At 62.0% G+C, this 20,408-nt stretch carries 12 protein-coding genes, 2 tRNA genes and 3 rRNA genes; 7 read left to right on the forward strand and 10 right to left on the reverse strand.

All coding sequences use genetic code 11. The features are described from left to right. Positions 1 to 137: 137 nt before the first annotated feature. The 8 genes from JYG32_RS11875 to JYG32_RS11910 all read right to left on the reverse strand — a co-directional run bounded on the left by JYG32_RS11875 (position 138) and on the right by JYG32_RS11910 (position 11,066). Entirely contained in the window at positions 138 to 1,811 is a 1,674-nt protein-coding gene (locus JYG32_RS11875; RefSeq protein WP_213263648.1) for a long-chain fatty acid--CoA ligase, read from the reverse strand. A gap of 136 nt (positions 1,812 to 1,947) precedes the next feature. Further along, positions 1,948 to 4,023 carry a molybdopterin-containing oxidoreductase family protein gene (locus JYG32_RS11880; RefSeq protein WP_213263649.1) on the reverse strand — a complete coding sequence of 692 codons (2,076 nt, stop codon included), beginning with the start codon at positions 4,021 to 4,023 and terminating at the stop codon, positions 1,948 to 1,950. A gap of 454 nt (positions 4,024 to 4,477) precedes the next feature. Beyond that, a 5S ribosomal RNA gene (gene rrf, locus JYG32_RS11885) occupies positions 4,478 to 4,590 on the reverse strand. 154 nt (positions 4,591 to 4,744) lie between these two features. Further along, a 23S ribosomal RNA gene (locus JYG32_RS11890) occupies positions 4,745 to 7,626 on the reverse strand. A 296-nt stretch (positions 7,627 to 7,922) separates the two neighbouring features. Next, positions 7,923 to 7,998, reverse strand: a tRNA-Ala gene (locus JYG32_RS11895). Between the two features lie 39 nt (positions 7,999 to 8,037). Further along, a tRNA-Ile gene (locus JYG32_RS11900) sits at positions 8,038 to 8,114 on the reverse strand. A 63-nt stretch (positions 8,115 to 8,177) separates the two neighbouring features. Then, a 16S ribosomal RNA gene (locus JYG32_RS11905) occupies positions 8,178 to 9,710 on the reverse strand. Together the 16S, 23S and 5S rRNA genes with 2 tRNA genes alongside form the textbook arrangement of a ribosomal RNA operon. A gap of 579 nt (positions 9,711 to 10,289) precedes the next feature. Further along, positions 10,290 to 11,066, reverse strand: a complete 777-nt coding sequence (locus JYG32_RS11910; protein ID WP_213263650.1) for an enoyl-CoA hydratase — start codon at positions 11,064 to 11,066, stop codon at positions 10,290 to 10,292. Positions 11,067 to 11,195: 129 nt separating this feature from the next. Here JYG32_RS11910 and paaN point away from each other — a divergent pair, with 129 nt between their 5' ends. The 5 genes from paaN to paaK all read left to right on the forward strand — a co-directional run bounded on the left by paaN (position 11,196) and on the right by paaK (position 16,818). Then, on the forward strand, positions 11,196 to 12,902 hold the full coding sequence (paaN, locus tag JYG32_RS11915) for a phenylacetic acid degradation protein PaaN (protein WP_213263651.1): 1,707 nt from the start codon (positions 11,196 to 11,198) through the stop codon (positions 12,900 to 12,902). An 87-nt stretch (positions 12,903 to 12,989) separates the two neighbouring features. Further along, positions 12,990 to 14,192: a 3-oxoadipyl-CoA thiolase gene (pcaF, locus tag JYG32_RS11920; protein ID WP_213263652.1), complete on the forward strand. Its 1,203-nt coding sequence runs from the start codon at positions 12,990 to 12,992 to the stop codon at positions 14,190 to 14,192. Between the two features lie 43 nt (positions 14,193 to 14,235). After that, the gene (paaG, locus tag JYG32_RS11925) at positions 14,236 to 15,027 is read left to right on the forward strand and encodes a 2-(1,2-epoxy-1,2-dihydrophenyl)acetyl-CoA isomerase PaaG (RefSeq protein ID WP_174382042.1); all 792 of its coding nucleotides are present in this window, start codon (positions 14,236 to 14,238) and stop codon (positions 15,025 to 15,027) included. 1 nt (position 15,028) lies between these two features. Further along, on the forward strand, positions 15,029 to 15,481 hold the full coding sequence (gene paaI, locus JYG32_RS11930) for a hydroxyphenylacetyl-CoA thioesterase PaaI (RefSeq protein ID WP_213263653.1): 453 nt from the start codon (positions 15,029 to 15,031) through the stop codon (positions 15,479 to 15,481). Positions 15,482 to 15,519: 38 nt separating this feature from the next. Further along, on the forward strand, positions 15,520 to 16,818 hold the full coding sequence (gene paaK / locus JYG32_RS11935; protein ID WP_174382040.1) for a phenylacetate--CoA ligase PaaK: 1,299 nt from the start codon (positions 15,520 to 15,522) through the stop codon (positions 16,816 to 16,818). A 246-nt stretch (positions 16,819 to 17,064) separates the two neighbouring features. Here paaK and mltA read toward each other — a convergent pair whose 3' ends face one another. Beyond that, on the reverse strand, positions 17,065 to 18,297 hold the full coding sequence (gene mltA, locus JYG32_RS11940) for a murein transglycosylase A (RefSeq protein ID WP_213263654.1): 1,233 nt from the start codon (positions 18,295 to 18,297) through the stop codon (positions 17,065 to 17,067). A 76-nt stretch (positions 18,298 to 18,373) separates the two neighbouring features. Continuing rightward, positions 18,374 to 18,748 carry a Co2+/Mg2+ efflux protein ApaG gene (apaG, locus tag JYG32_RS11945; RefSeq protein ID WP_047899700.1) on the reverse strand — a complete coding sequence of 125 codons (375 nt, stop codon included), beginning with the start codon at positions 18,746 to 18,748 and terminating at the stop codon, positions 18,374 to 18,376. Between the two features lie 182 nt (positions 18,749 to 18,930). On the opposite strand from apaG, the gene rpe reads away from it, so the two are divergent. Both rpe and JYG32_RS11955 read left to right on the forward strand, forming a co-directional pair. Further along, the gene (gene rpe, locus JYG32_RS11950; protein ID WP_011883156.1) at positions 18,931 to 19,617 is read left to right on the forward strand and encodes a ribulose-phosphate 3-epimerase; all 687 of its coding nucleotides are present in this window, start codon (positions 18,931 to 18,933) and stop codon (positions 19,615 to 19,617) included. A 4-nt stretch (positions 19,618 to 19,621) separates the two neighbouring features. Continuing rightward, complete coding sequence (locus tag JYG32_RS11955; RefSeq protein ID WP_174382038.1) at positions 19,622 to 20,386, forward strand: phosphoglycolate phosphatase; 765 nt, start codon at positions 19,622 to 19,624, stop codon at positions 20,384 to 20,386. Positions 20,387 to 20,408: the final 22 nt, after the last annotated feature.

Here is a 20,408-nt window from a genome sequence, read left to right on the forward strand (position 1 = left end):
CCCGGGAAACAGACTCTACCGATGGTCCCTTCGTCTCCGCGAAAAAGTGTCAGCCTATTTCAGGACGGGTCACCGCAAACAAAAAAACCCGGCACAAGCCGGGCTCTTCCGTTCAACCGCGCCGCTACACGCGTCCACTACGCGCGTCCGTCGCGCAACTCGCGCCGCAGGATCTTGCCGACGTTCGTTTTCGGCAGCTCCGTGCGGAATTCGACCAGTTTCGGCCGCTTGTAACCGGTGAGCCGCTCCTTGCAGTAAGCAAGGATGTCCTTGTCGGTAAGCGCCGGGTCCTTCTTCACGATGAAAAGCTTCACGGCTTCGCCGGAATGCTCGTCGGGCACGCCGACCGCTGCTACCTCGAACACGCCCGGATGCGATGCCACCACGTCCTCGACTTCGTTCGGATACACGTTGAAGCCGGACACGAGAATCATGTCCTTCTTCCGGTCGACGATCTTCACGTAGCCGCGCGCATCCATCACGCCGACGTCGCCCGTCTTGAAGAAGCCGTCCGGGAACATGACCTTCTCGGTCTCGTCCGGCCGGTTCCAGTAGCCGGCCATCACCTGCGGCCCGCGGATACAGATCTCGCCGGGCTCGCCGAGCGCAACGTCGTTGCCGGCGTCGTCGCGAATCGCGACCTCGGTCGACGGCAGCGGCAGGCCGATCGTCCCGCTGTATTCGGTCGCCGTCACGGGGTTGCAGGTCGCCACCGGCGACGTCTCGGACAGCCCGTATCCTTCGATGATCGCGGTATGGGTCTTTTCATACCAGCGCTTCGCGACGCCCTCCTGGATCGCCATGCCGCCGCCGTTGGCGATCACGAGCTTCGACAGGTCGAGCTGATTGAATTCGGGATGGTTCAGCAGTGCGTTGTACAGCGTGTTGACCGCTGGAATCGTCGAGATCTGATAGCCCTTCAGCTCCTTGATCATGCCGGCGATGTCGCGCGGATTCGGGATCAGGATGCCCATCCCGCCCGTGCGCATCGTCAGGAAACCGCAGACGGTCAGCGCGAACACGTGATACAGCGGCAGCGCGACAACCGTCACGAACTGTTTCACCTCCGGGTACTTCTCATGCGCCGGATGGTGCCAGGCGCCGGCCTGCAGCACGTTGGACACGATGTTCCGGTGCAGCAGCGTCGCGCCCTTCGCGACGCCGGTCGTGCCGCCCGTGTATTGCAGAAACGCGACGTCGTCGGGGCCGACCTTCTGCGGCTTGAACGCCTGCCGCGCGCCTTCCGACAGTGCGGCCTTGAAGCGCGTGAACGACGGCAACTGCCACGCAGGCACCATCTTCTTCACGTTGCGCACGACGTAATTGACGAGCCATCCCTTGATGCCCAGCAAGTCGCCCATCGACGCGACAACGACATGCTTGACGGCCGTATTGGCGATGACGGCCTGCAGCGTCGACGCGAAATTCTCGAGGATGACGATCGCCTCGGCGCCGCTGTCCTTCAGCTGGTGTTCGAGTTCGCGCGGCGTGTAGAGCGGATTGACGTTGACGACGGTGTAGCCGGCGCGCAGTACCGCGGCGATCGTCAACGGGTACTGCAGCACGTTCGGCATCATGATCGCGACGCGCGCACCGCGCGCCAGACCACGGGATTGCAGCCACGCGCCGAACTGGCGCGACAGCTTGTCGAGTTCGCCATACGTGATGCCCTTGCCCATGCAGACGAACGCCGTGCGGTCGCGATACTGCCGGAAGCTTTCGTCGAGGAGGTCCGGGACAGAAGGATAAGGAGACGCGTCAATTTCGGCTGGAACGCCGGGTGGGTACGATTTCAGCCAAATTTTTTCCATACTGCGCGTCTCCTCACAGATTTTCGAATGGTCGTGCTAAAACGCATCGTAACGGCTCGCCCGTCCCGAGACAACAGGGTTAGATGTCCACTTCGAACTTCCGCGTAAATTTGTCTGATCATACGGGGATATTCGATCAAATTCGCTCAACTTCCACAAGGCAATCATAAAACGTCGCCGAGTTGCCGAGATCGGTCAACGCCTGGCTCGTCACCTCGTTCGCGTTCCTGCCGTCCGGTGACAACTTCTTCCACCAGATCGACAGCCCGACAACGAGCCCTGCACGTGCGCGATCGGTAATTCTCGCGAGCGCCTGCATGGATCCGCGGTCGTTGAAGATGCGTACGACGTCACCCTCCGCGATGCCGCGCGCATTGGCGTCGGACGGGTGCATGTCGAGGCGCGGCTCGCCTTCTGTGGTGCGCAGGCTGTCGACGTTCACGAACGTGCTGTTCAGGAAGTGGCGGGCCGGCGGCGAAATCATCGCGAGCGGGTAGCGCGCGGCGAGCTCGGGCGCGGCCTCTGCCGATTCGAATGGCGGCAGGTAGTCGGGAACGGGGTCCATGCCCATCTGCTCGAGCCGCGGGCTATAGAACTCGCACTTGCCGGACGGCGTGCGGAAACCGCCATTCGCGAACGGCGCGTCCGGTAGCTTCAGCTTCAGCCAGCCGTCCCGCTTCAGCGTGTCCCAGTCGCTGTCGAGCGCCGGATCGTCCCACCGGAGCGCCGCGCGCGCGACCTCTTCGTCGCTGTGATAGAGCGCGGGCTCGTCGAGCCCCATGCTGCGTGCGATGCCGCGAAAGATCTCCGTGTTCGGCCGTGCGTCTCCCACCGGCGGAATCGACGGCAGGTTCGCCATCACGTAGGTGTGGCCGTACGATTTGTGGATGTCCAGATGCTCGAGCTGCGTGGTCGCCGGCAGTACGATGTCGGCGAAGTCGACGGTATCTGTCTTGAAATGCTCGAGAACGACCGTGAACAGGTCTTCTCGCGCGAAACCTGCGGCGACCTTCGAAGAATCCGGTGCGACGGCCACCGGATTCGAGTTGTACACGATCACCGCTTCGACCTTCGGCCCGAATGTTGCGTCTCCCGCGTGCAACAGCGCATCGCCGATCGCGTTCATGTTAATGATGCGAGGCAGCTTGTGCGGCCAGCCCGGCATCAAATCCGGGCGCAGCAGCGCCGCCTGGTTGACCGGCGCGGATTCCGACGACGAGAGCAACAGCCCGCCAGCCCTATCCCGCCAGGCCCCCGTCAGCGCCGGCAGGCTCGCAATCGCGCGCACGGCGTTGCCGCCGCCGCGGACGCGCTGCATGCCGTAGTTGAGGCGAATCGACGCCTTGCGGGTGGCGCCGTAGCGACGCGCAAGGTCGATCAGCTCCGACGCGTCGATGCCGCAGATCTGTGCAACACGTTCCGGCGGATAGGACATCGCCCGCGTCTTGAGCGCGTCGAAGCCGAGCGTATGGCTGCCGATGTAGTCGTGATCGAGCAGGTCTTCGGTAATCAGCACGTGCATCATGCCGAGCGCAAACGCGCCGTCGGTACCGGGCTTCAATGCGATGTGCTGATGGCATTTTTCCGCTGTCAGCGAGCGGTACGGGTCGATCGCGACAAGATTCGCGCCGCGGCGCTTCGCTTCCTGCGCACGCGTCCAGAAATGCAGGCTCGACGCGATCGGGTTCGCGCCCCAGATCAGAATCAGCTCGCTCTCCTCGAAATGCTCGAGGTGCATGCCGAGGCTTCCGCCATAGGTGTAACGCAGCCCCGCTGCGCCGGCCGCCGCACAGATCGCGCGCTCGAGCCGCGATGCACCGAGCTTGTGGAAGAACCGCTGGGCGATGCCCTCGCCCTGCACGAGCCCCATCGTCCCCGCATAGCTGTACGGCAGGATCGCTTCCGGCGCACGCGCGGCGATTTCACCGAGGCGACGGCCGATCTCGTCGAACGCTTCGTTCCAGCTGATCGGTACGAAACGCCCTTCCCCCTTCGCGCCGACACGCTTGAGCGGAACCGTCAGGCGATCGGGATGATGAACCCGATCGGCATACCGGCTGACCTTCGTGCACAACACGCCCTGCGTCGGCGGATGGTCGGGATCGCCCGTGACCTTGATCGCCTTGCCGTTCTCGACGGTCACACGCATGGCGCACGTGTCCGGACAATCGTGCGGGCAAACGGCCCGGGCTATCTGGGTGGCGGCGTTCATCGTTTTGGATGCAGAGGTGGGGATTCGCAAATTTTACGTGGATGCGCTGAATAAAGCGTTCATTTCGTACGGATCCTGGGTTATTTGACCGAGGAGCGATTGCGGGAGCGGGGGTTTAGTGGCGGCGCGCGTCTTTTGCAGAGAGAAACCGTGCAGCCAATTCCGCACTCGTCGTGGACGATGGGAAATTCATCACGCATGACCGTGCTTGTCGATACGTGCAGCGGAAGAGATTGCGATTTTGATTGAAGATGCAATCAATAGGCCAGTGAATCACAAAAGATATCGGCTATTGAGAGAATACGACACTTCATTCAGGCGCGCTTGGGAGGTCGACTTGGACGCCTTCGGCGCCTCAGTTCCGACCACGCTGCCCCTTGCTCGGCCGGCCTGCAATTTGGCCGCGCCAATGCAAAAACCCCCGCCTTTCGGGCGGGGGTTCTTGGCTTAGGGAGCCTGACGATTACCTACTTTCACACGGGAATCCGCACTATCATCGGCGTAGAGTCGTTTCACGGTCCTGTTCGGGATGGGAAGGGGTGGGACCGACTCGCTATGGTCATCAGGCAAAGAGGGTTGTTCTGCTGGCGTGGCCAACAGAACCAATCTGGGAAGAAGCAGTAATTTAGGTTGTGTGTATCACACACGAGAATCCAACCCGTCTCTCTCGGATGGCAGCACGTGCATCGCACGGCGCTCATCTACAAGGCAGACTTGTTATAGGATCAAGCCTTACGGGCAATTAGTATCAGTTAGCTGAACGCATTACTGCGCTTACACACCTGACCTATCAACGTCCTGGTCTCGAACGACCCTTCAAGGGGATCTAGTCCCCAGGGATATCTCATCTTAAGGCGAGTTTCCCGCTTAGATGCTTTCAGCGGTTATCTCTTCCGAACATAGCTACCCGGCGATGCCACTGGCGTGACAACCGGTACACCAGAGGTTCGTCCACTCCGGTCCTCTCGTACTAGGAGCAGCCCCCTTCAAATATCCAACGCCCACGGCAGATAGGGACCAAACTGTCTCACGACGTTTTAAACCCAGCTCACGTACCTCTTTAAATGGCGAACAGCCATACCCTTGGGACCGGCTACAGCCCCAGGATGAGATGAGCCGACATCGAGGTGCCAAACACCGCCGTCGATATGAACTCTTGGGCGGTATCAGCCTGTTATCCCCAGAGTACCTTTTATCCGTTGAGCGATGGCCCTTCCATACAGAACCACCGGATCACTATGACCTGCTTTCGCACCTGCTCGACTTGTCGGTCTCGCAGTTAAGCACGCTTATGCCATTGCACTATCAGCACGATTTCCGACCGTACCTAGCGTACCTTCGTACTCCTCCGTTACGCTTTGGGAGGAGACCGCCCCAGTCAAACTGCCTACCATGCACTGTCCCCGACCCGGATCACGGGCCAAGGTTAGAACCTCAAACAAACCAGGGTGGTATTTCAAGGACGGCTCCACCGAAACTAGCGTTCCGGTTTCATAGCCTCCCACCTATCCTACACAGATCGGTTCAAAGTCCAATGCAAAGCTACAGTAAAGGTTCATGGGGTCTTTCCGTCTAGCCGCGGGTAGATTGCATCATCACAAACACTTCAACTTCGCTGAGTCTCGGGAGGAGACAGTGTGGCCATCGTTACGCCATTCGTGCAGGTCGGAACTTACCCGACAAGGAATTTCGCTACCTTAGGACCGTTATAGTTACGGCCGCCGTTTACCGGGACTTCAATCAAGAGCTTGCACCCCATCATTTAATCTTCCGGCACCGGGCAGGCGTCACACCCTATACGTCCACTTTCGTGTTTGCAGAGTGCTGTGTTTTTATTAAACAGTCGCAGCCACCAGTTTATTGCAACCCCTTCACCCTTTGCCCGCAGGGGCATCAAGCTACAAGGGCGTACCTTATCCCGAAGTTACGGTACCAATTTGCCGAGTTCCTTCTCCCGAGTTCTCTCAAGCGCCTTAGAATACTCATCTCGCCCACCTGTGTCGGTTTGCGGTACGGTCATCGTTAGACTGAAGCTTAGAGGCTTTTCTTGGAACCACTTCCAATTGCTTCGCTCCCTAAGGAGCTCGCGCCACACCCTTGAATTCCGCGCCCGGATTTGCCTAAGCGCCTTCTCCAATGCAGCGACCGGGACTTCCAACACCCGGACAACCTTCCGCGATCCGTCCCCCCATCGCATCTAACAATGGTGCAGGAATATTGACCTGCTTCCCATCAGCTACGCATTTCTGCCTCGCCTTAGGGGCCGACTCACCCTACGCCGATGAACGTTGCGTAGGAAACCTTGGGCTTACGGCGAGGGGGCCTTTCACCCCCTTTATCGCTACTCATGTCAGCATTCGCACTTCCGATACCTCCAGCACGCTTTTCAACGCACCTTCGCAGGCTTACGGAACGCTCTCCTACCATGCGAGCAAAGCTCGCATCCGCAGCTTCGGTATATAGCTTAGCCCCGTTACATCTTCCGCGCAGGACGACTCGATCAGTGAGCTATTACGCTTTCTTTAAAGGGTGGCTGCTTCTAAGCCAACCTCCTGACTGTTTTAGCCTTCCCACTTCGTTTCCCACTTAGCTATATTTGGGGACCTTAGCTGGCGGTCTGGGTTGTTTCCCTCTTGACACCGGACGTTAGCACCCGATGTCTGTCTCCCGTGATTGCACTCTTCGGTATTCGGAGTTTGCTATGGCGGGGTAATCTGCAATAGACCCCCCAACCATGACAGTGCTCTACCCCCGAAGGTGAGACACGAGGCACTACCTAAATAGTTTTCGGAGAGAACCAGCTATTTCCAAGTTTGTTTAGCCTTTCACCCCTATCCACAGCTCATCCCCTAACTTTTCAACGTTAGTGGGTTCGGACCTCCAGTACGTGTTACCGCACCTTCATCCTGGCCATGGATAGATCACTTGGTTTCGGGTCTACGCCCAGCAACTGAACGCCCTATTCGGACTCGCTTTCGCTACGCCTGCCCTATACGGTTAAGCTTGCTACTGAACGTAAGTCGCTGACCCATTATACAAAAGGTACGCCGTCACCCCTTGCGAGGCTCCGACTGTTTGTATGCATGCGGTTTCAGGATCTATTTCACTCCCCTCCCGGGGTTCTTTTCGCCTTTCCCTCACGGTACTGGTTCACTATCGGTCGATCACGAGTATTTAGCCTTGGAGGATGGTCCCCCCATCTTCAGACAGGATTTCACGTGTCCCGCCCTACTTGTCGTACACCTAGTTCTTTCATACTGTTTTCGCCTACAGGGCTATCACCTGCTATGGCCGCACTTTCCAGAGCGTTCGGCTAACAATACAAATAAAGAGTACAAGGCTCATCCCATTTCGCTCGCCACTACTTTGGGAATCTCGGTTGATTTCTTTTCCTGCGGTTACTTAGATGTTTCAGTTCACCGCGTTCGCTTCACTGGACCTATGTATTCAGTCCAGGATGACCCAAAAGGGCCGGGTTTCCCCATTCGGACATCTACGGATCAAAGCTCGTTTGCCAGCTCCCCGTAGCTTTTCGCAGGCTACCGCGTCCTTCATCGCCTGTGATCGCCAAGGCATCCACCACATGCACTTGTTCGCTTGACCCTATAACGAGTCTGTCTCGTTACAGGTTGAGTTCTCGCGTTGTGCCGTATTCCAAAATCGAGTCGAACATGAAGTTCGAATCATCTTGAGATACATCGATACAATCACAACCCGGATAGTTTTCACGTCCATCTCATAGACGCTTCCGCTATCCAAATTACTTGCTTCTTCCAGATTGTTAAAGAACGACAGCCGATATGGTGTTACTCATATCACTCTGACTGGCTCAATCGCCAATGGCAAATGCTCGTCTCACACGTCACTTTCGTGTGATCCAAACGCTTCCCATTGAAGATTGGTGGAGGCAGACGGGATCGAACCGACGACCCCCTGCTTGCAAAGCAGGTGCTCTCCCAGCTGAGCTATGCCCCCATGTACAGAGACCTCAGGTACCCACATACCGCCAGACAATGGTGGGTCTGGTTGGATTCGAACCAACGACCCCCGCCTTATCAAGACGGTGCTCTAACCGACTGAGCTACAGACCCCTGAGTCTGTCTTTAATTTACAGCCGATAAGCGTGAGCGCTCAACTTTGCGAGATAGCTCTGGAAAGGAGGTGATCCAGCCGCACCTTCCGATACGGCTACCTTGTTACGACTTCACCCCAGTCATGAATCCTACCGTGGTGACCGTCCTCCTTGCGGTTAGACTAGCCACTTCTGGTAAAACCCACTCCCATGGTGTGACGGGCGGTGTGTACAAGACCCGGGAACGTATTCACCGCGGCATGCTGATCCGCGATTACTAGCGATTCCAGCTTCATGCACTCGAGTTGCAGAGTGCAATCCGGACTACGATCGGTTTTCTGGGATTAGCTCCCCCTCGCGGGTTGGCAACCCTCTGTTCCGACCATTGTATGACGTGTGAAGCCCTACCCATAAGGGCCATGAGGACTTGACGTCATCCCCACCTTCCTCCGGTTTGTCACCGGCAGTCTCCTTAGAGTGCTCTTGCGTAGCAACTAAGGACAAGGGTTGCGCTCGTTGCGGGACTTAACCCAACATCTCACGACACGAGCTGACGACAGCCATGCAGCACCTGTGTATCGGTTCTCTTTCGAGCACTCCCGCCTCTCAGCAGGATTCCGACCATGTCAAGGGTAGGTAAGGTTTTTCGCGTTGCATCGAATTAATCCACATCATCCACCGCTTGTGCGGGTCCCCGTCAATTCCTTTGAGTTTTAATCTTGCGACCGTACTCCCCAGGCGGTCAACTTCACGCGTTAGCTACGTTACTAAGGAAATGAATCCCCAACAACTAGTTGACATCGTTTAGGGCGTGGACTACCAGGGTATCTAATCCTGTTTGCTCCCCACGCTTTCGTGCATGAGCGTCAGTATTGGCCCAGGGGGCTGCCTTCGCCATCGGTATTCCTCCACATCTCTACGCATTTCACTGCTACACGTGGAATTCTACCCCCCTCTGCCATACTCTAGCCTGCCAGTCACCAATGCAGTTCCCAGGTTGAGCCCGGGGATTTCACATCGGTCTTAGCAAACCGCCTGCGCACGCTTTACGCCCAGTAATTCCGATTAACGCTCGCACCCTACGTATTACCGCGGCTGCTGGCACGTAGTTAGCCGGTGCTTATTCTTCCGGTACCGTCATCCCCCGGCTGTATTAGAACCAAGGATTTCTTTCCGGACAAAAGTGCTTTACAACCCGAAGGCCTTCTTCACACACGCGGCATTGCTGGATCAGGCTTTCGCCCATTGTCCAAAATTCCCCACTGCTGCCTCCCGTAGGAGTCTGGGCCGTGTCTCAGTCCCAGTGTGGCTGGTCGTCCTCTCAGACCAGCTACTGATCGTCGCCTTGGTAGGCCTTTACCCCACCAACTAGCTAATCAGCCATCGGCCAACCCTATAGCGCGAGGCCCGAAGGTCCCCCGCTTTCATCCGTAGATCGTATGCGGTATTAATCCGGCTTTCGCCGGGCTATCCCCCACTACAGGACATGTTCCGATGTATTACTCACCCGTTCGCCACTCGCCACCAGGTGCAAGCACCCGTGCTGCCGTTCGACTTGCATGTGTAAGGCATGCCGCCAGCGTTCAATCTGAGCCAGGATCAAACTCTTCAGTTTAAACCTGTTACTGTTTTCGGTTCAGTTAAGAACCGGTCGCTCACTCAAAGCTGACAGGAATATGAATTGCTTCATAAACCTGACTTACTTTAGTGTGAGACTCTTGATACTTTCGCTATCTGATCCGAGGATCAGCTCGCTTCCATCAAGCGCCCACACTTATCGGCTGTTAATTTTTAAAGAGCGGTTCTGCGAGAAATTCGGCGTTGGCTTCGTTTCCCGGCAGCGCTGCGTTTTCAGCAGCAGAGAAGCGAGATTATGAACCGTGTTTCGCAGCGCGTCAACAACTTTCTGAACGACTTCGTTGCGACTGCGGGGCCCATCTTCCGTCGCCAGCCGTGCGCCCAACCTGCTGCACACCACCGACTCCGCTTCCCTCTCCCGCGCCGCGTTTCCGTGAGCGCGAAAGAGGCGTGATTCTATGCAGCCCGTCCCCTTCGCGCAAGCCCCTTTGTGAAAATATCTTGAAAAAGCCACCGTGCGCTCGCGCGCACGGTGGCTTGGGACAGAATGGGCGGGGCGATCGCGCCGACAACCGGTGCCAACCGGCCGCCCGACACCTGCCGCCGGGCAGCCCGATCAGCGGTTCTTGAACTCAGGCTTCCGTTTCTCGACGAATGCCGCCATCCCCTCCTTCTGGTCTTCAGTCGCAAACAGCGAATGGAACAGCCGGCGCTCGAAGTGGACACCTTCTGCCAGCGTCGTCTCGTACGCGCGGTTCACCGACTCCTTGACCATCATGACCGCCGGCAACGAGAACTCGGCGATCGTCGCCGCGACGGCAATCGCCTCGTCGAGCAGCTTGTCGGCCGGCAACACACGCGACACGAGCCCGGCGCGCTCCGCTTCGGCGGCGTCCATGAAGCGCGCGGTCAGGCACATGTCCATCGCCTTCGCCTTCGACACGGCGCGCGGCAGGCGCTGCGTACCGCCCGCGCCCGGCATGATGCCCAGCTTGATCTCCGGCTGGCCGAACTTCGCCGTGTCCGCCGCGAAGATGATGTCGCACATCATCGCAAGCTCGCAGCCGCCGCCCAACGCAAAGCCCGAAACCGCCGCAATGATCGGCTTGCGGATCTGGCGGACCGTCTCCCAGTTGCGCGTGATGTAGTCGCCCCGGTAAACATCCATGTAGGAATAGGTCGCCATCATGCCGATGTCCGCGCCGGCCGCGAACGCCTTCTCGCTCCCCGTCACGACGATCGCGCCGATGCCGTCGTCCGCGTCGAACGCCTTCAGTGCGTCGCCCAATTCATCCATCAGCGCATCGTTCAGCGCGTTCAGCGCCTTCGGACGATTCAGCGTAACCAGCCCGACACGCCCCCGGGTCTCCACCAGGATGTTCTCGTAAGCCATCTATTTCTCCTCGATCAATGAAATGAGAAACGCCTCGCACATGCGAATAGTTTGATGCTAACATTCTCCGACCAACCGGTCGGTTAATTAATCGATCCAACCCCTCTCAACGTCCATCAGGCTGCCGCCATGACCCATGCACTGTTCACGAAGCACGAAGACACGCTGAAGCACGCACTCGCCGCCATCGAGAGCCGCGGGTACTGGAGCCCGTTCGCCGAAATGCCGAGTCCCAAAGTGTACGGGGAAAGCGCAAGCGCCGACGGCGAGGCCGCGTTCAAGTCGCACCTCGACAAGACGTTCGCGCTCGACCAGCCGGCGTCCGGCGAAACGGTCGGCGCGGAGCGGTCGCCGTACGGCATCGCGCTGGGCATCCGCTATCCGAAGTCGACGCCCGATGCACTGATCGCCGCCGCGGCCGCTGCGCAACGCTCGTGGCGCGAAGCCGGCCCGAGCGCCTGGGTCGGCGTCAGCCTCGAAATCCTCGCGCGCCTGAACCGCGCGAGCTTCGAGATCGCCTACAGCGTGATGCACACCACGGGGCAGGCATTCATGATGGCGTTCCAGGCCGGCGGCCCGCACGCACAGGATCGTGCGCTCGAGGCTGTCGCCTATGCATGGGACGAACTGCGCCGCATCCCGGCCGATGCGCACTGGGAAAAGCCGCAGGGCAAGAACCCGCCGCTCGCAATGCACAAGCGCTACACGATCGTCCCGCGCGGCGCGGGGCTCGTGCTCGGCTGCTGCACGTTCCCGACCTGGAACGGCTACCCGGGCCTGTTCGCCGATCTGGCAACCGGCAATACCGTAATCGTCAAACCGCATCCGGGCGCAATCCTGCCGCTCGCGATCACGGTCCGGATCGCTCGCGACGTGCTGCGCGAAGCCGGGTTCGATCCGAACGTCGTCACGCTCCTCGCGACCGAGCCCAACGACGGCGCCCTCGTTCAGGATCTCGCGCTGCGTCCCCAGATCAAGCTGATCGACTTCACGGGCAGCACGCAGAACGGTACGTGGCTCGAACGCCATGCCCACCAGGCACAGGTCTATACCGAGAAGGCCGGCGTCAACCAGATCGTGATCGACTCGACCGACGACCTGAAGGCCGCAGCCAAGAACATCGCGTTCTCGCTGGCGCTGTACTCCGGCCAGATGTGCACGGCGCCGCAGAACATCTATGTGCCGCGCGACGGCATCCGGACGGCGGACGGCCATGCGAGCTTCGATGAAGTCGCGCAGGCCATCGCAGTGGCCGTGCAAAAACTCACCGGCGACCCGGCACGCTCGGTCGAACTGATCGGCGCAATCCAGAACGACGGCGTGACCGCTCGCATCGACGACGCCCGCCAGCTCGGCCGCGTGCTCGCCGACAGCCTGACCCTCCAGCACCCCGCGTTCCCCGATGCCCGCGTGCGCACGCCGCTCGTGCTGCAACTCGACGTGGCCGATCGCGAGAAATTCACGCAGGAGTGGTTCGGCCCGATCTCGTTCGTGATCGCGACCGACTCGACCGCGCAGTCGCTCGAGCTCGCCGGTGAAATCGCGGCGGAACATGGCGCGCTGACCCTCTCCGTCTACAGCACCGACGACGCAATCGTCGGCGCCGCACACGACGCAGCGGTGCGTGGTGGTGTCGCGCTGTCGATCAACCTGACGGGCGGCGTGTTCGTCAACCAGTCGGCCGCGTTCTCCGATTTCCACGGCACGGGGGCGAACCCGGCAGCCAACGCGGCGCTGGCCGACCCGGCGTTCGTCGCCAACCGGTTCCGCGTGGTGCAAAGCCGCGTCCATGTTGCACCGAAGGCGGTACCTGCGGAAGCTGCCCAAACGGCATAACCCGAATGGCCGACGTGCAAACGCCGCCACGTTCTCTACCATGAACGAATCCGCCACCCGGCGGGTTCGTTGCTCATCGATACGCCCATGACAGACGCCTACATCTGCGACGCGATTCGCACCCCCATCGGCCGCTACGGCGGCGCCCTGAAAGATGTCCGTGCCGACGATCTCGGCGCGGTGCCGCTCAAGGCGCTGATCGAGCGCAATCGCGCCGTCGACTGGACGGCGATCGACGACGTGATCTACGGCTGCGCGAACCAGGCCGGCGAAGACAACCGCAACGTCGCGCGCATGTCGGCGCTGCTGGCGGGCCTGCCGACCGCCGTGCCGGGCACGACGCTGAACCGGCTGTGCGGCTCCGGGATGGACGCGGTCGGCACGGCCGCGCGCGCGATCAAGTCGGGCGAAGCGCGTCTGATGATCGCAGGCGGCGTCGAGAGCATGACGCGCGCGCCGTTCGTGATGGGCAAGGCCGCGAGCGCGTTCGCGCGCCAGGCCGACATCTTCGACACGACGATCGGCTGGCGCTTCGTCAATCCGCTGATGAAACAGCTGTATGGTGTCGATTCGATGCCCGAGACGGCCGAGAACGTCGCGGTCGACTACAACATCAGCCGCGCCGACCAGGATCTGTTTGCGCTGCGCAGCCAGCAGAAGGCCGCGCGCGCGCAGCAGGACGGCACGCTCGCCGAGGAAATCGTCGCCGTCACGATTCCGCAGAAGAAGGGCGATCCGGTGGTCGTGTCGCGCGATGAACATCCGCGCGAGACGTCGCTCGAAACGCTCGCGAAGCTGAAGGGCGTCGTGCGCCCGGACGGTTCGGTGACGGCCGGCAATGCGTCGGGCGTCAACGACGGCGCCGCCGCGCTGCTGCTTGCGAACGAGGCAACCGCGAAGCGCTTCGGCCTGACGCCGCGCGCACGCGTGCTCGGCATCGCGACGGCCGGCGTCGCGCCGCGCGTGATGGGCATCGGCCCCGCGCCGGCTACGCAGAAGCTGCTCGCGCGGCTCGGGATGACGATCGACCAGTTCGACGTGATCGAGCTGAACGAGGCGTTTGCGTCGCAGGGCCTCGCGGTGCTGCGCATGCTCGGCGTCGCCGACGACGATCCGCGCGTGAACCCGAACGGCGGCGCGATCGCACTCGGCCATCCGCTCGGCGCATCGGGTGCCCGGCTCGTGACCACGGCTCTCCATCAACTCGAGCGTACGGGCGGCCGCTTTGCGCTCTGTACGATGTGCATCGGCGTCGGCCAGGGTATCGCGCTCGCGATCGAACGCGTGTAACCGACGCGCCGCGCCTATAACGAAGTCACGAAGGAGACACTGCATGTCCTATCAGGCGATTCAGCTGGATATCGATCAGGCCGCGCGCGTGGCCACGATCACCCTCAACCGCCCCGACAAGCTGAACAGCTTCACACGGGCGATGCATCGCGAACTGCAGTCGGCACTCGATGACGTCGAAGCGGCCGGCGCACGCGCGCTGATTCTGACGGGTGCGGGGCGCGGTTTCTGCGCGGGTCAGGACCTGGCCGACCTCGACTTCACGCCGGGCGCGTCCACCGACCTCGGCACGCTGATCGACGAGCATTTCAACCCGCTGATCCGCCGCCTGCAGCGTCTGCCGATTCCGGTGATCGCCGCCGTCAACGGCACGGCAGCCGGCGCCGGCGCGAATCTCGCACTCGCATGCGATCTCGTATTCGCCGCCCGCTCGAGCAGTTTCATCCAGGCCTTCGTCAAGATCGGGCTCGTGCCCGATTCGGGCGGCACGTGGTTCCTGCCGCAACGCGTCGGCATGGCGCGCGCGCTGGGGCTCGCACTGACCGGCGACAAGCTCGGCGCCGAACAGGCCGAACAATGGGGCCTGATCTGGCGTGCGGTCGACGACGACGCACTCGCCGCGTCAGCCCGCCAGCTCGCGACGCAGCTCGCGCAGCAGCCGACGCTCGCGATCGCATCGATCAAGCAATCGATGCGCGACAGCGTCACGAACACGCTCGACCAGCAGCTCGACCTGGAACGCGACCTGCAGCGCAAGCTGGGCCAATCGCACGACTATGCGGAAGGCGTAAAGGCATTCATCGAGAAGCGCGCGCCGCGCTTCGAGGGGCGTTGACATGACGAACGCCACCGCCACGCTCGATCCCGATTCGCTCGCTCGCGCCACCGCGCGGGCCATGTACGACGCCGACGCATGCAGCCGCGCGTTCGGCATGGAGATCGCGGAAGTACGCGCCGGCTACGCACGCTTGCAGATGCGCGTGCGGCCCGAATTCCTGAACGGGCATCAGACCTGCCACGGCGGGATCATCTTCACGCTCGCCGATTCGACGTTCGCGTTCGCGTGCAACTCGTACAACCTGAATACGGTCGCGGCCGGCTGTTCGATCGAATTCCTGCGCCCCGTGCACGGCGACGACGTGCTGACGGCCGAAGCGATCGAACAGGCACGCGCCGGCCGCCAAGGCATCTACGACATCCGCGTCACGAACCAGACCGGCGAAACGGTCGCGATGTTTCGCGGCAAAGCCGCCCAGATCAAGGGCACGGTCATCCCGGAAAACCGCTGACGTCGACGGCTCGCACATAACAAACACTGGAGACATGCATGACTACCCCGCTACCGCTCGAGCCGATCGAGACCGCCTCACGCGACGAGCTGACCGCGCTGCAGCTCGAACGCCTCAAGTGGTCGCTCCGGCATGCGTATGACCACTCCCCCGTCTATCGTCGCAAGTTCGACGACGCGGGCGTGCATCCCGACGACCTGAAGACGCTCGCCGACCTGTCGCGCTTCCCGTTCACGACGAAAGGCGACCTGCGCGACAGTTACCCGTTCGGAATGTTCGCGGTGCCGCAGGACCAGATCTCGCGCATTCACGCGTCATCGGGCACGACCGGCAAGCCGACGGTCGTCGGCTATACGGCAGGCGACATCGACACGTGGGCGAATCTGGTCGCGCGCTCGATTCGCGCGGCCGGTGCGCGCCGCGGCGACAAGGTGCACATCAGCTACGGCTACGGCTTGTTCACGGGCGGGCTCGGCGCGCACTACGGCGCCGAACGCGCAGGACTGACCGTGATCCCGTTCGGCGGCGGCCAGACCGAGAAGCAGGTACAACTGATCCAGGATTTCCGGCCGGACATCATCATGGTCACGCCGAGCTACATGCTGTCGATCGCCGATGAAATCGAGCGCCAGGGCCTCGATCCCGTGCAGAGCTCGCTGCGCATCGGCATCTTCGGCGCGGAGCCGTGGACCAACGACATGCGCGTCGCGATCGAGCGGCGGATGGGCATCGATGCGGTCGACATCTACGGGCTGTCCGAAGTGATGGGCCCCGGCGTCGCGTCCGAATGCGTCGAGACCAAGGATGGCCCGACCATCTGGGAAGATCACTTCTATCCGGAAATCATCGATCCCGAAACCGGCGAAGTACTTCCGGACGGCGAACTCGGCGAGCTCGTGTTCACGTCGCTGACGAAGGAAGCGCTGCCGATCATCCGCTACCGGACACGCGACCTCACGCGCCTGTTGCCCGGCACCGCTCGCACGATGCGCCGGATGGAAAAGATCACCGGCCGCTCGGACGACATGATGATCGTGCGCGGCGTCAACGTGTTCCCGACGCAAATCGAGGAACAGTTGCTCAAGCAGCGCGCGCTCGCACCGCACTATCAGATCGTGCTGACGAAGGAAGGCCCGCTCGACGTGCTGACGCTCAACGTCGAGCCCTGTCCCGACACCGCGCCGGATACGGCGGCGATCCACGCGGCGAAACAGGCACTCGCGCACGACATCAAGTCGCTGATCGGCGTGACGGCCGTGATCAACGTGCTGCCCGTGAACGGGATCGAGCGCTCGGTCGGCAAGGCACGCCGCGTCGTCGACAAGCGCAAGGGCTGACGGCAGACGCAGCGCGTCGCCGCGCCAAGCGGCAATCCCGTTGCTCAAAAAAGAAACAACCCGACCGGCCAATGCCGATCGGGTTATTTTTCCCGGGACGTCGTTCGACGCGACGGGCGCATCACACGAACAGAAACCACACGGGTGCACCACGATCAGACCAACGCACCCCGGACGCACCGTCACGCCCACGAATGCCGCGTCTCATGCGTAGGCAGCCGCCTGGGCAGCCCACGCCGCCACATGTCACGAATTCGGGAACAGCAGCCACATCCGGCCGACCTGCTTCATCCGGCCGGCCTGGTCGCCGGCGTCGTCACCGAGCCCCCAGAAATAGTCGGCCCGCACGCCGCCCTTGATCGCGGAGCCCGTATCCTGCGCGAACACGAGCCGGTTCATCGGCGTATTCGTCAGCGGGCGCGTCGTCTGCAGGAACACGGGCGTGCCGAGCGGGATCGACGACGGATCGACCGCGATCGAACGCTCCGGCGTCAGCGGCACGCCGAGCGCGCCGATCGGACCGTCCGCGCCACCGTGCGGCGCGTCTTCCTTGATCGGCATGTCGCGGAAGAACACGAACCGCGGATTCGTGTCGAGCAACGCGTCGACGCGGTTCGGGTTTGCCTTCGCCCATGCCTTGATGCCCTGCATCGTCGCCTGCGCGGGCGTCAGCTCGCCGCGATCGAGCAGCCATTTGCCGATCGAGCGGTATGGCTGGTTGTTGGTGCCGCCGAAGCCGACCCGCATCACCGAACCGTCGTCGAGCAGCACGCGCCCCGAGCCCTGCACCTGCAGGAAGAACGCCTCGATCGGATCGTCGACCCACACGAGTTCGTTGCCGTTCAGGAGGCCCGCGCGCTCGAGCTGCGAGCGCGCCGGCAGCGCGGCACCCGCGCGATATCCTGCCGGCCAGCGATAGAGCGCGTACTGATAGGGGCCGCGACGCACACGCGAACCATGCAGCAGCGGCTCGTAATAGCCGGTCACGAGCCCGTCGAGCGTACCGTCGGTGTTCGCGAACTGGAACGGCGTGAAATACATTTCGAAGAAGGTGCGTGCGCTGCTGATGTCGAGCTCGTCGAGCCGGTCGGCGGCCGCGCAAGCGCGCTGCCAGGCCGGCTGGCGTGCGAGCCGCACGCAGTTCTGCCGCAGCGCGGCCGTCGCGCCGAGCAGCGAATCGTCCTGCCAGCCCGGCACCTGCTGCCACGCGACCGGTGTGAGCCGCTTCGCGGCGACCTGCCCCGGCACGATCGCCGCGCCGGTCGGCGGCTTAAGCGTTGACGTTCGCGTCGGCGTGCCACCGCACGCGGCAAGGAGTGCCGCCGCCGCGGCCGCCGCAACCCAGCCGGCCAACCGGGGCCCAAACCACATACAATGTTCGTTCTTGATGGAAACCGCCATGTCAGATTTTCTCGACCAATATCCGATGCTCATCTTCGCGCTCGAAGCCTTCGTAGCGCTTGCCCTGCTGATCTTCATCGTCGTGTGGACATCGTCGGGCAGAAAGAAGCACGCCCGCAACAACGATCGCCAGCCGCGCTGACGCTCCGCACGCTCAATGCAGCGTGCGCGGCATGTGCAATGCAAACTCCTCGACCGGCGCCTCGAAACGCTCGCCGTCCTCCGCCACGCAGAAGTACGCGCCACGCATCGTACCGACCGGCGTCGCGATCACGGCCCAGCTCGTGTATTCGAACTGCTCGCCCGGCTGCAGCAGCGGCTGGTGCCCGACGACGCCGAGCCCCTTCACTTCCTGCACGTGGCTCTCGCTGTCCGTGATGATCCAGTGACGCGCGATCAGCTGCGCCGCGACCTGTCCCGTGTTGCGGATCGTCAGCGTGTACGCGAATGCGTATTGACGGCGATCGGGGTCGGATTGTTCCGGCAAGTAGCTGGTTTTCACCGAAACGGTGAACTGATACTGACTCATGATGTTTCCACTGGAGGGTGACTGTCCGTGCCGGCGTGGGCAACGGGGCCGCGGACGCGCCGCTTTGGTTCGGCATTCTGCTTGATGCGGAATCGGGCCGCAACCGCACGCCCCGCCGCCGCGCGCCGGCCGCCGGGCGGTAGAATGTCGGTTTTGCGCCGCAACGTCCCCGCTCCCCTGCCATGACCCAATTTCGCATCGCTCCCAGCATCCTGTCGGCCGATTTCGCACGGCTCGGCGAAGAAGTCCGCAACGTGGTCGCCGCCGGCGCCGACTGGATCCACTTCGACGTGATGGACAACCATTATGTGCCGAACCTGACGATCGGCCCGCTCGTGTGCGAAGCGATCCGCCCGCACGTGCAGGTGCCGATCGACGTGCACCTGATGGTGCGCCCGGTTGACCGGATCGTGCCCGATTTCGCGAAAGCCGGTGCGAACCTGATCAGCTTCCACCCGGAAGGCTCCGATCACATCGACCGCACGCTGTCGCTGATCCGCGACCACGGCTGCAAGGCCGGCCTCGTATTCAACCCGGCCACGCCGCTGAACTACCTCGATCACGTGATGGACCGCCTCGACTTCGTGCTGCTGATGTCGGTCAACCCCGGCTTCGGCGGCCAGTCGTTCATTCCGGAAACGCTGAACAAGCTGCGCGAAGCACGCGCGCGCATCGACGCATACACCGAGCGCACGGGCCGCGAGATCCTGCTCGAGGTCGACGGCGGCGTGAAGACCGACAACATCGCGGAAATCGCGGCGGCCGGCGCCGACACCTTCGTCGCGGGTTCGGCGATCTTCGGCAAGCCCGACTACCGCAAGGTGATCGACGAGATGCGCGCCGCGCTCGCCACCGTCGAGCGGAGCTGACGCCGTGGCCGAATCGTCGCTCGCCGGCCGTGCGCCGGCCGGGGCCGCAACGGACGCCGCCCCGATCCGCTTCGCCGCACCGCGCATCGACGCGGCGCTGATCGATCTCGACGGCACGATGGTCGACACGGCCGACGATTTCACGGCCGGCCTGAACGGGATGCTCGCGCAGCTCGATGCGCCGGCCACGTCGCGCGACGAAGTGATCGGCTACGTCGGCAAGGGCTCCGAACACCTGATCCACAGCGTACTGAAGCCGCGCTTCACGGCCGACGACGCACACGCGCGTTTCGACGACGCACTGGCGATCTACCAGACCGAATACGCGAAGATCAACGGCCGCCATACGCGCCTTTATCCGGACGTGGCTGCCGGTCTCGACGCGCTGCGCGCGGCCGGCATCCGGCTCGCGTGCGTGACGAACAAGCCGCACCGCTTCGCGGTCGAGCTGCTCGAGCAATACGGGCTGGCCGATTGCTTCGGCATCGTGCTCGGCGGCGACAGTGTCGCGCGCAAGAAGCCCGATCCGCTGCCGATGCTGACGGCCTGCGACGCGCTCGGCGTCGCACCGGATGCGGCGGTCGCAATCGGCGACTCGGAAAACGATGCGCTGGCGGGCCGCGCGGCCGGGATGGCGACGCTGACGGTGCCGTACGGCTACAACCACGGCAAAGCTATACAAACGATAAATTCGGATGGTATAGTCGATTCGTTGCTGGTCGCAGCCCGCGCGATCACCGCGCACAACGCCGGCCGGCCAACCCTCTGATTATTTCTTCCATCCGCATGTT

The organism is Burkholderia pyrrocinia, from assembly GCF_018417535.1.
Classification (GTDB): Bacteria; Pseudomonadota; Gammaproteobacteria; order Burkholderiales; family Burkholderiaceae; genus Burkholderia; species Burkholderia pyrrocinia_E.

Excerpts from the sequence above, each read along its gene's own strand:
- JYG32_RS11875 (WP_213263648.1), bottom strand. The coding sequence starts at position 1,811 with ATGGAAAAAATTTGGCTGAAATCGTACCCACCCGGCGTTCCAGCCGAA.
- JYG32_RS11880 (WP_213263649.1), bottom strand. The coding sequence starts at position 4,023 with ATGAACGCCGCCACCCAGATAGCCCGGGCCGTTTGCCCGCACGATTGT.
- JYG32_RS11910 (WP_213263650.1), bottom strand. The coding sequence starts at position 11,066 with ATGGCTTACGAGAACATCCTGGTGGAGACCCGGGGGCGTGTCGGGCTG.
- paaN (WP_213263651.1), top strand. The coding sequence starts at position 11,196 with ATGACCCATGCACTGTTCACGAAGCACGAAGACACGCTGAAGCACGCA.
- pcaF (WP_213263652.1), top strand. The coding sequence starts at position 12,990 with ATGACAGACGCCTACATCTGCGACGCGATTCGCACCCCCATCGGCCGC.
- paaG (WP_174382042.1), top strand. The coding sequence starts at position 14,236 with ATGTCCTATCAGGCGATTCAGCTGGATATCGATCAGGCCGCGCGCGTG.
- paaI (WP_213263653.1), top strand. The coding sequence starts at position 15,029 with ATGACGAACGCCACCGCCACGCTCGATCCCGATTCGCTCGCTCGCGCC.
- paaK (WP_174382040.1), top strand. The coding sequence starts at position 15,520 with ATGACTACCCCGCTACCGCTCGAGCCGATCGAGACCGCCTCACGCGAC.
- mltA (WP_213263654.1), bottom strand. The coding sequence starts at position 18,297 with ATGAAGATCAGCAGGGCAAGCGCTACGAAGGCTTCGAGCGCGAAGATG.
- apaG (WP_047899700.1), bottom strand. The coding sequence starts at position 18,748 with ATGAGTCAGTATCAGTTCACCGTTTCGGTGAAAACCAGCTACTTGCCG.
- rpe (WP_011883156.1), top strand. The coding sequence starts at position 18,931 with ATGACCCAATTTCGCATCGCTCCCAGCATCCTGTCGGCCGATTTCGCA.